The organism is Nocardiopsis sp. N85, from assembly GCF_028882275.1.
GTDB classification, from domain to species: domain Bacteria; phylum Actinomycetota; class Actinomycetes; order Streptosporangiales; family Streptosporangiaceae; genus Nocardiopsis; species Nocardiopsis lambiniae.
Genome location: NZ_JARBUT010000003.1, coordinates 57,614 through 72,941 on the forward strand (window position 1 = coordinate 57,614; position 15,328 = coordinate 72,941).

The 15,328-nt window shown below is 69.8% G+C and carries 12 protein-coding genes; 7 read left to right on the forward strand and 5 right to left on the reverse strand.

Annotated elements, in window-relative coordinates:
* Positions 1–22: 22 nt before the first annotated feature.
* Positions 23–1,531, forward strand: coding sequence for a CoA-acylating methylmalonate-semialdehyde dehydrogenase (locus PWG71_RS06035; protein WP_274808533.1), 1,509 nt, complete (start codon positions 23–25; stop codon positions 1,529–1,531).
* A 257-nt stretch (positions 1,532–1,788) separates the two neighbouring features.
* Here the strand turns inward: PWG71_RS06035 and PWG71_RS06040 are convergent, their stop codons facing one another.
* Together PWG71_RS06040 and PWG71_RS06045 are read right to left on the reverse strand one after the other, a co-directional pair.
* Positions 1,789–2,034 carry a hypothetical protein gene (locus tag PWG71_RS06040; protein ID WP_274808534.1) on the reverse strand — a complete coding sequence of 82 codons (246 nt, stop codon included), beginning with the start codon at positions 2,032–2,034 and terminating at the stop codon, positions 1,789–1,791.
* Positions 2,035–2,272: 238 nt separating this feature from the next.
* Positions 2,273–3,085 carry a carbon-nitrogen hydrolase family protein gene (locus PWG71_RS06045; RefSeq protein WP_274808535.1) on the reverse strand — a complete coding sequence of 271 codons (813 nt, stop codon included), beginning with the start codon at positions 3,083–3,085 and terminating at the stop codon, positions 2,273–2,275.
* Between the two features lie 101 nt (positions 3,086–3,186).
* Between PWG71_RS06045 and PWG71_RS06050 the strand changes: the two genes are divergently transcribed.
* From PWG71_RS06050 to PWG71_RS06060, 3 genes are read left to right on the forward strand one after another with little or no spacing between them, the layout of a single operon-like run.
* Entirely contained in the window at positions 3,187–3,840 is a 654-nt protein-coding gene (locus PWG71_RS06050; protein WP_274808536.1) for a TetR/AcrR family transcriptional regulator, read from the forward strand.
* A 52-nt stretch (positions 3,841–3,892) separates the two neighbouring features.
* On the forward strand, positions 3,893–4,816 hold the full coding sequence (locus tag PWG71_RS06055; RefSeq protein WP_274808537.1) for an ABC transporter ATP-binding protein: 924 nt from the start codon (positions 3,893–3,895) through the stop codon (positions 4,814–4,816).
* The gene (locus tag PWG71_RS06060) at positions 4,813–6,411 is read left to right on the forward strand and encodes an ABC transporter permease (protein ID WP_274808538.1); all 1,599 of its coding nucleotides are present in this window, start codon (positions 4,813–4,815) and stop codon (positions 6,409–6,411) included. Before PWG71_RS06055 ends, PWG71_RS06060 begins: the two co-directional genes overlap by 4 nt.
* 44 nt (positions 6,412–6,455) lie before the next feature.
* Here PWG71_RS06060 and PWG71_RS06065 read toward each other — a convergent pair whose 3' ends face one another.
* Both PWG71_RS06065 and rlmN read right to left on the reverse strand, forming a co-directional pair.
* A complete protein-coding gene (locus PWG71_RS06065; RefSeq protein ID WP_274808539.1) occupies positions 6,456–6,926 on the reverse strand; it encodes a hypothetical protein in 471 nt (156 codons plus the stop codon).
* Positions 6,927–6,942: 16 nt separating this feature from the next.
* Positions 6,943–8,040: a 23S rRNA (adenine(2503)-C(2))-methyltransferase RlmN gene (rlmN, locus tag PWG71_RS06070; RefSeq protein WP_274808540.1), complete on the reverse strand. Its 1,098-nt coding sequence runs from the start codon at positions 8,038–8,040 to the stop codon at positions 6,943–6,945.
* Between the two features lie 186 nt (positions 8,041–8,226).
* Between rlmN and PWG71_RS06075 the strand changes: the two genes are divergently transcribed.
* Both PWG71_RS06075 and PWG71_RS06080 read left to right on the forward strand, forming a co-directional pair.
* Positions 8,227–9,312 carry a suppressor of fused domain protein gene (locus PWG71_RS06075; RefSeq protein ID WP_274808541.1) on the forward strand — a complete coding sequence of 362 codons (1,086 nt, stop codon included), beginning with the start codon at positions 8,227–8,229 and terminating at the stop codon, positions 9,310–9,312.
* A 67-nt stretch (positions 9,313–9,379) separates the two neighbouring features.
* On the forward strand, positions 9,380–10,615 hold the full coding sequence (locus tag PWG71_RS06080) for an MFS transporter (protein ID WP_274808542.1): 1,236 nt from the start codon (positions 9,380–9,382) through the stop codon (positions 10,613–10,615).
* Between the two features lie 15 nt (positions 10,616–10,630).
* Here PWG71_RS06080 and PWG71_RS06085 read toward each other — a convergent pair whose 3' ends face one another.
* Positions 10,631–11,005: a BlaI/MecI/CopY family transcriptional regulator gene (locus PWG71_RS06085; protein ID WP_274808543.1), complete on the reverse strand. Its 375-nt coding sequence runs from the start codon at positions 11,003–11,005 to the stop codon at positions 10,631–10,633.
* A gap of 667 nt (positions 11,006–11,672) precedes the next feature.
* Here PWG71_RS06085 and PWG71_RS06090 point away from each other — a divergent pair.
* Positions 11,673–15,323, forward strand: coding sequence for a multifunctional oxoglutarate decarboxylase/oxoglutarate dehydrogenase thiamine pyrophosphate-binding subunit/dihydrolipoyllysine-residue succinyltransferase subunit (locus tag PWG71_RS06090; RefSeq protein WP_274808544.1), 3,651 nt, complete (start codon positions 11,673–11,675; stop codon positions 15,321–15,323).
* Positions 15,324–15,328: the final 5 nt, after the last annotated feature.

Sequence of the window (15,328 nt, forward strand, 5' to 3'; positions counted from 1 at the left end):
AGGACCGAAGGAGACGACGAAGATGGGCAAGCACGTCACCCACTGGATCGGCGGGCGCCGGTACGAGGGCCCGGCCGAGCGCCAAGGGGACATCCACAACCCGGCCTCGGGCCTGGTCACCGGCACCGTGGACCTCGCGGGACAGAAGGAGGTCGACGCGGCGGTGGCCGCGGCCCGCGCCGCCTTCCCGGCCTGGCGCGACACGTCGCTGTCGCGACGGGTGCAGATCCTGTTCCGGTTCCGGGAACTGCTCAACGCCGAGCGCGACCGCCTGGCCGAGGCGATCAGCGCCGAGCACGGCAAGGTGTTCTCCGACGCCCAGGGCGAGGTGGCGCGCGGACTGGAGGTCGTGGACTTCGCCTGCGGCATCCCGCACCTGCTCAAGGGCGGCTACTCCGAGAACGTGTCCACGGGTGTGGACTCCTACTCCATTCTGCAACCGCTGGGCGTGGTCGTCGGCATCACGCCGTTCAACTTCCCGGCGATGGTGCCGATGTGGATGTTCCCGGTGGCGATCGCCTGCGGCAACGCGTTCGTGCTCAAGCCGAGCGAGAAGGACCCGTCGGCGTCGTCGCTGATCGCCGAGCTGTGGGAGCGGGCCGGGCTGCCCGAGGGCGTGTTCAGCGTGGTCCAGGGCGACAAGGAGGCCGTGGACGCGCTGCTGGAGCACCCGGACGTCGCGGCGGTCAGCTTCGTGGGTTCGACCCCGATCGCCCGTTACATCTACCGGACGGCGGCCGAGCACGGTAAGCGGGTGCAGGCGCTGGGCGGGGCCAAGAACCACATGGTGGTGCTGCCCGACGCCGACCTGGACCTGGCCGCCGACCAGGCGGTGTCGGCCGGTTTCGGTTCGGCGGGCGAGCGTTGCATGGCCATCTCCGCCGTGGTCGCGGTGGACTCGGTCGCCGACGAGCTCGTGGCGAAGATCAAGGAGCGGGTGTCCCGGCTGCTGGTGGGCCCCGGCGACGACGACCGCAGCGAGATGGGCCCGCTGGTCACGCGCGAGCACCGGGACAAGGTGGCCTCCTACCTGGAGTCGGGGGTGCGCGAGGGTGCGACGCTGGCCGTGGACGGCCGGGTGCACCCGATCCTGGGCGGTGGCGGCGACGGGTTCTGGTTGGGCCCGACGGTGCTCGACCACGTGGGCCCGGAGATGTCCTGCTACCGGGACGAGATCTTCGGTCCGGTGCTGAGCGTGCTGCGGGTGGACGACTACGACGCCGCGGTGAAGCTGATCAACGACAACCCGTACGGCAACGGGACGGCGATCTTCACCAACGACGGTGGCGCGGCCCGACGGTTCCAGAACGAGGTCGAGGTGGGGATGGTCGGGATCAACGTGCCGATCCCGGTGCCGATGGCCTACTACTCGTTCGGCGGTTGGAAGCAGTCGCTGTTCGGCGACTCGCACGCGCACGGGACCGAGGGTGTGCACTTCTACACCCGGACCAAGGCGGTCACCGCCCGGTGGATCGACCCGGGGACGCGGCCGGCCGGGGGCGTGGACCTGGGTTTCCCCACCAACGGATAACGGACATTCGGGACTGTTCGTAGTTCAAGGAAATACCGGACGGATGCGTCTCACCAACGGTCGGCGACGGACGACACGGAGTATCGTGGATGTCGTCCGCCCCTCACGGGGCGTGACCGGCGGCGCGATCGTCGGTTCGGGACCATTCCGGGAAAGGCGCGCTCAATTCCCCTCCTCCCCATGGAAGCGGGTGCGCCGACGGGAGCGCTCCGGGTCCGCCTCTCCCCCTTGGACCCGGAGCGCGACCATGCTCTTCCTCAGCGGGCGGCGAAGACCCGGCTGTCGGCGGCGACCAACGGGCCGGCGCCGATGAGCGCCGCGCAGTCACCACAACCGAACACCGGCGCCCCGTCCGGCAGAAGGCCGAGGGCGATCCTCGGTCGGGGCCATCGCGTGTGGCAGGCGACGCAGGCATCCCCCGTGCACTGCTCCGCGCTCAGCGATTCCGGGTCGTACACGTACCCGTCGGACGCGGCGTCGGACACCGCTTCCGATGCGCACATCGTGCTCGTTCCGCGCAATGTCCTTGCTCCCCCCGTGGTTTAGGACAGTCTGGCGGGCCGATAGTTACCGGCTCTTTATTCAATCAGAGGCGCTAGGCACCTGGAAGGGTCCGGACCAATCTAAATCACTCCGTGCAGGGAGATCATAACCCTAAGTAACTAAGCCTGGGAAGACCCCTTCTTCGTTCGGCGTCTTCACCCACTTTGTCCGGTATACGGGAAGGATCTCCCGAGAGCCCTACAGGGACCGGTCGCGCGCGATCACCGAGAAACGGCGCATCTCCAGTGCGGGATTGACCATCCGCACCTCCTCCACCCGAACGGCCGAAACCTCGGCTACGGCGACCTCGAAGGTCTGCTCCCCCAACGCCGCGATCGGCGTTCCCATGGGGTCGATGACCATGCTGTTGCCCGCGCCCGTGGGCGCCGACTGACCGGCCGCGGCGACGTAGACGGTGTTCTCCACCGCCCGGGCGCGCGCCAGGGTCCGCCAGTGCTCCTCCTTGAGCGGACCGGGCACCCACTGTGCGGCCAGCAGCACCACGTGCGCCCCGGCATCGACGATCCGCCGGGTGATCTCGGGGAAGCGCAGGTCGTAACAGGTCTGAAGGCCGAACGTCACGTCGTCGACGGTGAAGGTCTCCGGCTTCTCCACGGGTCCGGCGGCGACCACGTCCGACTCCCTGACACCGAACGCGTCGTACAGGTGGATCTTGCGGTAGAGCGCGACCCTCTCCCCGGCCGGGGAGAGCGCGACGAGCGTGTTGGTGAAGTGCGTTCCGTCCCCGGTGCGTTCGTTGACGCCCAACACCAGGTGGACGCCCTCGCGGCGGGCGGTGTCGGCGGCGGCCGAGACGAACGCCCCGTCCAGGGGCTCGGCCGCCTCGACGTAGCGGTGGTCGGTACGGGACGCGGTGAACATCGTGTACTCGGGCAGCAGTACCACCCGGGCACCGAGCGCCGCGCCCCGCGCGGCCAGCCGCGCCACCGAGCGCAGATTCTCGGCCTTGTCCTGACCGGGGGCGAACTGGGCGACCGCGACCTGCACCATCGGACCTCTCCTCGTCGACACGGGACGCCCGGAGGCGCCGTGCCACGAGTGTACGACGACCCCCTTGCCATCCGACTGAACGCCTGTTTAATCTATTGAACATGGGTTCAACCGACTCGACCGACCTCACCGCGCGCGCCCGGATCCGCGACGCCGCGGTCGTGTGCTTCGGCGAGCACGGGTTCAAGGTGACCGTGCGGACCATCGCGGAAAAGGCGGGGGTGTCCCCCGGCCTGGTCATCCACCACTTCGGTTCCAAGGCGGGTTTGCGCAAGGCCTGCGACGATCACGTCTTCGCGATCATCCACGAGGCCAAAATGGAATCGGTGACCTCCCCCGACCCCATGCGCTCCTTCCGTCATCTGTCCCATCTGGAGGAGTTCGCCCCTCTGATGGCCTACATCATCCGTTCCCTCCAGGAGGGCGGCCCCCTCGGCCTGGCCCTGCACGAACGGATGGTCCGGGACGTCGAGGAGTACCTCGCCGCCGGGGAGGGGGCCGGGAACATCCGCCCCAGCCGGGACCCGCGCAAGCGGGCCCGGTTCCTGGCGAACATGATCAGCGGATCGCTTCTGATGGCCCTCGCCGAGCGGCCGGGGGAGGAACGGGTCGACTTCTCGCGCTTCCTCCAGGAGTGGACGGAGGAGTACATGCTTCCCGCGCTGGAGCTCTACTGCGAAGGCCTCTTCACCGACCGGAAGATGCTCGACGCCTACCTGATGTACGTCAGCGACCCGCCCGAGGAGTCCCGCTGACCCACCAGGCCCTCGGGCGTCCCCCCACCGGAAGAGAGAAGAGATCCCCACCATGGCATCACCCGCCATCGACGCGCGCGGCGTCGACAAGTACTTCGGCCGGTTCCAGGCCTTGGACGGGCTGGACCTGACCGTCGAGACCGGCAGGATCGCCGGTTTCCTCGGCCCCAACGGCTCCGGCAAGTCCACCACCATCCGTGTCCTGCTCGGCCTGCTCAAGGCGGACGGGGGAACCGTTCGCCTGCTCGACGGAGACCCCTGGAAGGACGCCGTCACCCTGCACCGGCGGCTGGCCTACGTCCCCGGCGACGTCGCCCTGTGGCCCAACCTGACCGGCGGCCAGGCCATCGACCTGCTCGGGCGGCTGCGCGGCGGGCTCGACAAGGCGCGCAAGGAGGACCTGCTGGCCCGCTTCGAGCTGGATCCCACCAAGAAGGCGCGCACCTACTCCAAGGGCAACCGGCAGAAGGTCGCGCTGGTCGCGGCGCTGGCCTCCGACGCCGAGCTGTTCATCCTCGACGAACCCACCTCCGGCCTGGACCCGCTCATGGAGGCCGTGTTCACGCGGTGCGTCCTGGAACTCAAGGAACGGGGGCGGACCGTACTGCTGTCCAGCCACATCCTGTCCGAGGTCGAGAAGCTCTGCGACACCGTCACGATCATCCGCCAGGGCCGGACCGTGGAATCGGGGACCCTGGAGGACCTGCGACACCTCACCCGGTCCTCGGTCCGGGCCACGGTCATCGGCGACCCCCGCGCCCTGGGGGCGCTGACCGGCGTGCACGATCTCGCCGCCGACGGCGACCGGGTCTCCTTCGACGTGGACAACGAACACGTCGACACCGTCATGCGCGCGCTCACCGCGCTGGGCGTGCGCTCCCTGGTGAGCAATCCGCCCTCGCTCGAAGAGCTGTTCATGCGCCACTACGGCGACGAGACGGCCGTCCTCGACGGTGACGGGGGAAACGCGAAATGAGCGCCCTCACCGGCACCGGGACGCTCACCCGGTTCATTCTGCGTCGCGACCGCGTCCGCCTGTCGGTATGGACGCTCTCCCTGGTCGGCGTCACCGCCATGACCGTCCCCACCCTCGACGAGACGTTCTCGACCCCCGCCCAGCGCCAGGCGCGGGCGGCTCTCATGGAGACGCCCACCGGTGTCGTCTTCGGCGGTCCGGGTTACGGGCTGGACGACTACACGCTCGGTCCGATGATGGTCAACGAGATGACCATGAGCCTGCTCATCGCCCTGGCCGTGATGAGCATCCTGCACGTGATCCGCCACACCCGGGCGGAGGAGGAGAGCGGACGGGCCGAGCTGCTGCGGGCCGGGGTCCTGGGCTCCGGCGCCCAGATGACGGCGGCGCTGGTCACCATCGCCTCGATCAACCTGCTCATCGGCGGACTGACCGGTGCCGTCATGGCCGGCTACGGCCTGGAGACCGTCGACTCGCTGGTCTACGGCCTGGGCCTGGGGCTGGCCGGACTCACCTTCGGGGCGATCACCGCGGTGTGCGCCCAGCTCACCGAACACGGAAGGGCCGCCTCCGGACTGGCGTTCCTGGCCGTCGGCGTCCTGTTCATGGCCCGGGTGGTCGGCGACCTGGCGGAGGAGGGCGGCAACGCCCTGTCCTGGGCGTCCCCGTTCGCCTGGGTACAGCAGACACGGATCTTCGACGACCCTCGCTGGTGGCCCATGGCCCTGTACCCGCTGGCCATCGCCCTCCTGTTCGGTGTCGCCTACGCGCTGGCCCGACGCCGGGACCTGGGCGCCGGGCTGATCCCGGGCCGCCCGGGGCCGGCCGAGGCCGGACCCCTGCTGAACGGGGTCCTCGCGCTCCACCTGCGTCAGCAGCGCGGGGCGATCATCGCCTGGAGCGTGGCGGTCTTCCTGTTCGCCATCTCCTTCGGCACGCTCGCCACCGAGGTCGAGGGGATGCTCGAACAGAACCCCGACATCGTCGCGCTCCTGGGTGACGCCTCCGACGACGCCACCGCGGGCTTCCTGAGCGTCATGTCGGGCTACGTGATCATGGCGGCGGGGGCCTACGCGGCACTGTCGGTCCTGCGCGCCCGGTCCGAGGAGACGGCCGGGCGGGCCGAGGTGGTGCTGGCCACCGCGGTCGGCCGGATCCGCTGGTACGGCGCCGCGCTGGCGGTGAGCGTGCTGTCGGCGACCCTCATCGTGGTCCTGGGCGGCCTGGGCATCGGCATCGGCGCGTTCGCCGTCACCGACGACTCCTCGTGGATCGGCACCATGCTGGAGGCGGTGCTGTCGCAGCTGCCGATGGCCCTGGCGTTCGGCGCGCTGTCCGCCCTGGTCGTGGGGGTGGCGCCGCGGTTGACCTCGCTGGTGTGGGTGTGGCTGGGTTACAGCGTCTTCGCCACCATGCTCGGCGCGCTCCTGGGCATGCCGGACTGGGCGCTGGAGCTGAGCGCGTTCGGGATCCTGCCTCGACCGCCGCTGGACGACTTCGACGTCGTCCCGGTGGCGATCGCGTCGGCCGTGGTCGTCGCCGCCTTCGCGGCCGCGCTGGCGGGCTTCCGCCGCCGTGACCTGACCACCGCCTGATCCGCGCCGTCCCCGGGACCCTCGTCCCGGGGACCGCGCGCGGTTCAGGGGAGGAAGGACAGCCCCCAGGCGGGGGCGAGGACGATGACGAGGAAACGGGCGGTGCGGGTGGCGAGGGTGACCACCGAGAACAGGACGACGTTCATCCGCACCACACCCGCCAGCACGGAGACCACCATGAACGGCGGGATGCTGGCGAAGGAGCTGAGGGCCAGCAGGCCCACGCCCCACAGCGGGCGCTCCTCGGCGCGGCGACGCCATCGGGCGGCCCGCTCGGTCCACTTGCCCGGGGTCTCGGTCCTGCGCCGCAGCCACGGCGCCGAGAGGGTTCCCCGGCCCGCGTAGTAGTAGGGCAGTTTGCCCAGGGTCTGCCCCAGCCCGGCGGCGACCGCCATGGCGACCAGGGCCCCGTCGTCGGTCAAGGCGACGGCGCCCAACAGGTAGACCTCGATGCTGAGGACCGGGACCAGCCCGGCCGCGAGGGCGACGACGAAGGCCAGCCCGGTCTCGACCACCGTGGACCCGGCCGGGTCAGCTCTCGGTGGCCGCGAGCTGGCCGCAGGCCCCGTCGATCTCCTGGCCGCGCGTGTCGCGCACGGTCACCGAGACGCCGTGCGCCTGGAGGCGACGGACGAACTCGCGCTCGTCCTCCGGTCGGGACGCCGTCCACTTCGACCCCGGCGTGGGGTTGAGCGGGATGAGGTTGACGTGCACCAGGTGACCCCTGAGCAGCTTCCCGAGCAGGTCGGCCCGCCACGCCTGGTCGTTGATGTCCTTGATGAGCGCGTACTCGATGGACACCCGGCGGCCGGTCGTGCCGGCGTAGCGCCAGGCGGAGTCGAGCACCTCGGCGACCTTCCAGCGGGTGTTGATCGGCACCAGCTCGTCGCGCAGCTCGTCGTCGGGGGCGTGCAGCGAGATCGCCAGGCGCACCTGCATCCTCTCGGCGATGAGCTTGTCGATCGCCGGGACCAGACCGACCGTGGACACGGTGACGCCGCGCTGGGAGATGCCCAGCCCGTTGGGGACCGGGTCGGTGATGCGGCGCACCGTCTCCAGGACCCGCTTGTAGTTGGCCATGGGCTCGCCCATGCCCATGAACACGATGTTGCTGATCCGCCCCGGACCGCCGGCGACCTCGCCGCGGGCCAGGTCGCGGGCGCTGGCGACGACCTGCTCCACGATCTCGCCGGTGGACAGGTTGCGGGTGAGACCCGCCTGTCCGGTGGCGCAGAAGGGGCAGTTCATGCCGCAGCCGGCCTGTGAGGAGATGCACAGGGTGACGCGGTCCGGGTAGCGCATCAGCACCGACTCGAACAGCACCCCGTCGAACGCCTTCCACAGGGTCTTGCGGGTCATCCCCTTGTCACAGGTGATGTGCTTGACCGGGGTGAGGAGTCGGGGCAGCAGCGCCTCGCCCAGCTTCTCGCGGGACTCGGCGGGCAGGTCGGTCATGGCCGAGGTGTCCGACTCCAGGCCGCCGAAGTAGTGCTTGGCGATCTGCTTGGCCCGGAAGGGCTTCTCCCCCAGTTCCGCGACGACCCGCGCCCGCTCTTCGGGGCTGAGGTCCGCCAGGTGCCGGGGCGGTTTGGCACGGCGGGGGGCGACAAAGGTGAGCTCGGCGGGCATAGAGAGTCCGTAAGGGATGGAGTCGATGGTCTCGGCCCGGTGCGGAAGGCGGCGGCTCGTGTCGTTATACGACCTATACGCGGCTGCGGTGCGGCTCCGCCTGTCAGGGCACTACCGTCGATTCTACGCACTGTGCGGACGGGTCGGTTCGGGCCCGATGGCGTCGATCGGCACGCGGGAGGGCCGGTGACAGGGATCGAGGTCCTGCTCGACGAGATCAGCCCTTATCAGAGCCGCCGTGTCGTCGTCGAATGCGACTCTCGGACCACGGCCGCCTACCTGTTGGACGCCCGTGGGCGCATCCGGGTCCCGGTATGGCTGGCCAACCACGAGATCGCCCCGCGCACGAGTGAGGGCGGCGGCCTGTTCGAGGGCCGGGCGCCGCTCATGCCCGAGGGGCACACCAAGCATCCACAGGGACGCCCCCGGTTCGACCCCTCGTGCCTGCGGGCCGTGTGGTTCGAGGAGGGCGACGGGGTCGCCCTGGTCGACGAGGAGGGTCTGCTCGCGGTCATCCCCGGGTGGGCCGAGGCGGACAGCGGGCTGCCCGGCTACGCGCGCGAGGCGATCGGTCGCAGCGCCTACGCCTGGGAGCTGGACCCGTTCAAGGGACAGTTGTGGCCGCGCGTGGTGCACGCCGAGGCCTACTGGGACTGGCGGCGGGCCTCTGGGGCGTGGCGCAGCGTGCAGCGCACCGTGCTGGGCCACCTCAACCGGACCGTGGGCGAGGCGGGCCACTACTGGGACGTGTCCGACGGCCACCCGCCGCTGTTGCGGGTCTCGGAACGCCCGCCCACCGAGCACCGGCCGTTCACGATCCTGTCGACCGTGGGCATGTGCGGGCAGAGGATGCCCACCCTGGACCGGTACATGGCCGACACCTCCCGCTACGCGCGGGTGGAACTGGCCCTGGCCACGACCATGCCCGCGCATCACGCCGCGCGGATCTTCCGCTGGATCGGGGCCTTCCCCTGGCGGGCGGTGACCTGGTTCGGTACCGGGCACACGGTGAAGTGGCTGGACAACCCCGAGGACCGGGCGATGCGTCGGGGCGCGGGCGCCGTGTTGTTGTTGGAGGACCCCTCCTCCCTGGTCACCCGCGCCGACCACGTGCCGCCCGACACGTCGGGGCTGTCCTTCCAGGGCGACCCGGTGCGGTGGCTGTGGATCGTGCCGATCACCCGGCCCGAGCACCTGTTCGCCAAGGAGCACGACAGCGCGACCCTGGTGGAGAAGCTCGCCGCGGAGGGCCGCAGCTGGGTGCTGTCGTAAAGGCTTCGACACCCGCTCCGTGACCCGGGATGATCGCCCGGGAGCGGATCACGGGCACGGGGCGGGCATGACGGGCATCGAGGAGACCGGGCGCGCGACCGGGATGGGTGCGCCGCTGCGGTACGGCCCCTTCCGGGCCCTGGCCACGGGTCGACTGCTGATGTCCCTGGGCAACGGGCTGGCCAACGTCGCGCTGGCGTTCGCCGTACTGGACGTGACCGGTTCCCCGCTCCACGTCGGTCTGGTGGTCGGCGCGCGTTCGATCGCGAACATCGTCCTGCTGCTGGTGGGCGGGATCATCGCGGACCGGCTCCCCCGTTCCCTGGTGTTGCGCGGCGGGTGCGCGCTGGCCGCCCTCTCCCAGGGGGTGCTGGGCGCCGCCCTGCTGACGGGGGCGGCGTCGCTGCCGCTCATGGTGGTCCTGAGCCTGGTGAACGGGGCCGCGGCGGCGGTGAACCTGCCCGCGGCCGCCGCGCTGACCTCGCAGACGGTGCCCCGTTCCCTGCTCCAGCAGGCCAACGCGGTCATCCGGCTGGCGGGCAACGGCGGGACGGTCATGGGGTTGTCCCTGGGCGGAGCGGCGGTGGCGTTCGTCGGCCCGGGGTGGTCGATCACCTTCGACGCCGTCCTGTACGCGCTGGCCGGAGCGGCGTTCCTGACGCTGCGGATCCCGGCGGGCGAACGCGGCGCGGAACGCGCGAACGTGCTGCGCGACCTGGTGGAGGGCTGGCGCGAGTTCACCGCCCGGTCCTGGGTGTGGATCGTCGTCGCGCAGTTCACGGTGACCAACGCGGCCTGGTCGGCGTCGGTGGCGGTGCTGGGGCCGGCGATCGCCGACGAGACCTTCGGCCGGGCCACGTGGGGGCTGATCCTGGCCGCGCAGAGCGCCGGGATGCTGGCGGGCGGGTTCCTGGCGGCCCGGTGGCTGCCGCGCCGCGCCCTCGTGTTCGGGGTGTCGCTGGTCGCGGTCCAGGCGGTGCCGCTGTACGCCCTGTCCCTACCGGCCTCGCCGCTGCCGCTGCTCGCGGCCATGTTCGTCTCGGGGATGGCCATGGAGCAGTTCGAGGTGGCCTGGAACGTCTCGGTGCAGGAGAACGTGCCGGCGGACCGGCTGTCCCGGGTGTACTCCTACGACGCCCTGGGATCGTTCGCGGCGCTGCCGATCGGGCAGATCGCGATCGGCCCGGTGGCGGCCGCGGTGGGACCGGGCCCGGCGCTGAAGCTGACGGCCGCGCTGACCGTGGCGGCCGCCCTGATGGCGCTGGCCGTTCCGGGCGTGCGCCGCCTGCGCCGACTCCCGTGACCCGGCCCGGGGTCCCTAGCTGGCGACGCCCCGGTTGAGGCGGACCTGGCTGAGCACCCGGTGGAAGTGGGCCATCTCCTCGTCGCTGAAGCGTTCGACGAAGCTGCGCAGGGTCGCCTCGGGCCCGGGGCCGGTGTCGAGGATCTCGTCCATGACCCGCGCGGTGTACTCGGCGTGGGACTCGCGCGGCCAGTACACCCAGGCGCGACCGCGCTTCTCCCGGTCCAGCAGGCCCTTGTTGAAGAGGATCCCGGCGACCGTCATGACCGTCGTGTAGGCGATCTCGCGGTCGTAGACCATCGTCTCGTGGATGAGCCGCACCGGCAGCGGTTCGTCGGAGCGCCACAGCGCGTCCATGATGGCGGCTTCCAGTTCCCCCAGGCCCTTCATGGGCTTCTCCCACCCCTGCCGTGATCCTCTGTGCGCGTATCGCGATCTTGGCACGGGAGGCGCTCCGGCGTGGGAGAACTCCGAAGAGCGCACAGATCCGTACATCCTCGGCGCGGTTCACCGGCGTTTCACGAGCGCGGCCGACCGTTACAGGAGGGAAAGGTGGTGGGGACGGTGGAAGAGTGCGACGACCGGGCCCGGGTCCCATCGCTCCCGCTGGGAACGTCGGCGATGGGACCCGGCCGTCCTGCCCGGTCGCTTGCACCCACTCCGACGGGGCGACGCGGGATCGGGTTCCCGGGGAATCTCGACATCGAGAGTGGTACAGAACACATCGACGCCGGCCGATGGCGGACAACGGGTTCACACTTCAGAAAGCCCACAAACACCCATAAACCAGACAGGTCGAGCACGTTACGCATAGTTACCGGCACGTAGTGGCAAGGGGATTGTGAAAAAATGTTAGCTATCTCCTAGTTTCAACAAGGCTCGTGTTCCCCGAGAGGATGCCGGTACAAGTAGCCTGGTACCCGACGAGTGCCGGCCTGGTCAGACTGGCCTTCCGCCATGCGGAGAGCCCCTTGTTCGTTCGTTGAGCCCGCCAGCCGGCAGCCACCCGTCTTCCTACACATTGACAAGCGAGCTGCGGAAGTGGGCGATCTCCGCCGTGTCGTCTGAGGCGTCTCAACCCCTGACAGACTTCGGTCCCAACGAGTGGTTGGTCGAGGAGCTTTATCAGAAGTACTTGAACGACCCGAACGCGGTCGACAAGGCCTGGTGGAACTTCTTCGCGGACTACAAGACCGCGGAGGCGGCCGGTGCGAAGGGCGGGGGTGCCACCGCCAAGGCGCAGAGTGGCACGACCCCCGCCGCCACCACCGCCACCGCCGCACCCGAGAAGAAGAAGCCCGCCGCGCCGGCCCCCGCCAAGGCGGCCGAGAACGCGGACGAGGCCCTTCGGGTCGACGAGGAGCGACTGCGCGGAGCAACCGCGCGCACCGCGACCAACATGGAGTCGAGCCTGACCATGCCCACCGCGACGAGTGTGCGCGCGGTGCCGGTCAAGCTCCTCTTCGACAACCGGATCGTCATCAACAACCATCTCCGGCGCGGCCGCGGTGGGAAGGTCTCCTTCACCCACCTCATCGGCTACGCCATGGTCAAGGCCCTGGAGGCCATGCCCGAGATGAACCACTCCTACACGGAGATCGATGGCAAGCCCGGTGTCGCCAAGCCCAAGCACGTGAACTTCGGCCTGGCGATCGACCTCCAGAAGCCGGACGGTTCCCGTCAGCTGGTCGTGCCCTCCATCAAGAAGTCCGACGAGATGGACTTCATGGAGTTCTGGAGCGGCTACGAGGACCTGGTCCGCAAGGCCCGCACCAACAAGCTGGGCGTGCCCGACTTCCAGGGCACCACCATCAGCCTCACCAACCCCGGCGGCATCGGCACCGTGCACTCGGTCCCGCGCCTCATGCCGGGCCAGGGCACCATCCTGGGCGTCGGCGCGATGGAGTACCCGGCCGAGTTCCAGGGCGCGTCCGCCGACACGCTGGCCGAGCTGGGCATCAGCAAGGTCATGACGCTGACCTCCACCTACGACCACCGCATCATCCAGGGTGCGCAGTCGGGTGAGTTCCTGCGCCGCATCCACCAGCTGCTGCTGGGCGAGAACGGTTTCTACGACGAGATCTTCAACTCGCTGCGGATCCCGTACGAGCCGGTCCGCTGGGTGCAGGACATCCACGTCAACACGGCCACCCAGCTCGACAAGACCACCCGGGTCCAGGAGCTGATCCACGCCTACCGCGTGCGCGGCCACCTCATGGCCGACACCAACCCGCTCGACCACGAGCAGCGCAAGCACCCGGACCTGGACGTGCTCCAGCACGGCCTGACCCTGTGGGACCTGGACCGCGAGTTCCCGACCGGGGGCTTCGGCGGCAAGCAGGTCATGAAGCTGCGCGACATCCTGGGCGTGCTGCGCGACACCTACTGCCGCACGGTGGGTATCGAGTACATGCACATCCAGAGCCCGGAGGAGCGGGAGTGGATCCAGGCGCACGTCGAGCGCGAGCACGAGAAGCTCGAACGTGACGAGCAGCTCCACATCCTGCACCGGCTCAACAGCGCCGAGGCGTTCGAGACCTTCCTACAGACCAAGTACGTGGGTCAGAAGCGCTTCTCCCTGGAGGGCGGCGAGTCCCTCATCCCGCTGCTCGACGGTGTGATCTCCAAGGCCGCCAAGGGCGGGCTGGACGAGGCCATGATCGGTATGGCCCACCGCGGTCGCCTCAACGTGCTGGCCAACATCTGCGACAAGTCCTACGGGCAGATCTTCGGTGAGTTCGAGGGCAACCTCGACCCGCGCAGCGCGCACGGCTCCGGTGACGTCAAGTACCACCTGGGCACCGAGGGCGTCTTCCAGACCCGCGAGGGCGAGAAGATCCAGATCTCCCTGGCCGCGAACCCGTCCCACCTGGAGACCGTCGACCCGGTCCTGGAGGGCATCGTCCGCGCCAAGCAGGACCTGCTCGACAAGGGCCCGCACGGCTTCACGGTGCTGCCGATCCTCATCCACGGTGACGCGGCGTTCGCCGGGCAGGGCGTGGTCGCCGAGACCCTCAACCTGTCCCAGCTGCGGGGTTACCGCACGGGCGGCACGGTCCACATCATCGTGAACAACCAGGTCGGCTTCACCACCTCGCCGTCCGACAGCCGTTCCAGCGTCTACGCCACCGACGTGGCGCGGATGGTGCAGGCGCCGATCTTCCACGTCAACGGGGACGACCCCGAGGCCGTGGTCCGGGTCGCGCACCTGGCCTTCTCCTACCGCCAGGCGTTCAACAAGGACGTCGTCATCGACCTCGTCTGCTACCGGCGCCGCGGCCACAACGAGGGGGACAACCCCGAGTTCACCCAGCCGCTGATGTACAACGTCATCGACGCCAAGCGCTCCACCCGCAAGCTGTACACCGAGGCCCTCATCGGCCGCGGCGACATCACGGTGGAGGAGGCCGAGTCGGCGCTGCGCGACTACCAGACCGAACTGGAGCGCGCCTTCACGGAGACCCGTGAGGCCGACAGGAAGCCGATCGAGCCGGGTGCCGTGGTCAAGCCCGAGGTGTTCACCGAGGGCCGCCTGGACCACTCCTCCGTGGAGACCGCGATCAGCGCGGAGGCGGTCAAGCGGATCATCGACACCCAGGTGAACATGCCCGAGGGCTTCACCCCGCACCCGCGGTTGGCCCCGCAGCTGACCCGCCGGGCGACGATGGTCGAGAACGACGCGGTGGACTGGGCGACCGGCGAGCTGCTGGCCTTCGGCGGACTGCTGCTGGACGAGCACCCGATCCGCCTGATCGGCCAGGACAGCCGCCGCGGTACCTTCGGTCAGCGACACGCCGCCCTGGTGGACCGCGAGACCGGCGAGCCCTACACGCCGCTCAAGCAGTTCGACAACGGCACCGTGAAGTTCCACGTCCACGACTCGCTGCTGAGCGAGTACGCGGCGCTGGGCTTCGAGTACGGCTACTCGCTCACCCGCCCCGAGGCGCTGGTGATGTGGGAGGCGCAGTTCGGCGACTTCGTCAACGGCGCCCAGACCATCATCGACGAGTACATCAGCTCCGGCGAGCAGAAGTGGGGCCAGCGCTCCAGCGTCACCCTGCTGCTGCCGCACGGCTACGAGGGCCAGGGCCCGGACCACTCCTCGGCCCGGATCGAGCGGTTCCTCCAGCAGTGCGCGCAGGAGAACATGACCGTCGCGATGCCGAGCACCCCGGCGAGCTACTTCCACCTGCTGCGCTGGCAGGCGAAGTCGCCGTTCGAGCGCCCGCTGGTCATCTTCACGCCCAAGTCGCTGCTGCGCCTGAAGGCCGCGACCTCGGCGACCGAGGAGTTCACCTCGGGGCACTTCCGGCCGCTCATCACGGACGACTCGATCACCCCGGAGAAGGTCCGCCGCGTGGTGCTGTGCTCGGGCAAGATCTACTACGATCTGGACGCCGCGCGTCGCAAGAGCGGTGACAAGCACACCGCGATCATCCGCACGGAGCGGCTCTACCCGCTGCCGATCGAGGAGATCCGCGAGCAGCTCAGGTCCTACCCGGACGCCGGCGAGGTCCTGTGGGTCCAGGAGGAGCCGGCGAACATGGGCCCCTGGCCGTTCGTCGCCCTGGTCTTCTCCGAGCAGCTCGACCGCCCGTTCACCCGGATCTCGCGTCCGGCCTCCTCCTCCCCCGCGGCCGGTTCGGCCAAGCGGCACGAGGCGGAGCAGCGCGCCCTGGTGGACACGGTCTTCCCGCCCGCGGACTAGGGACG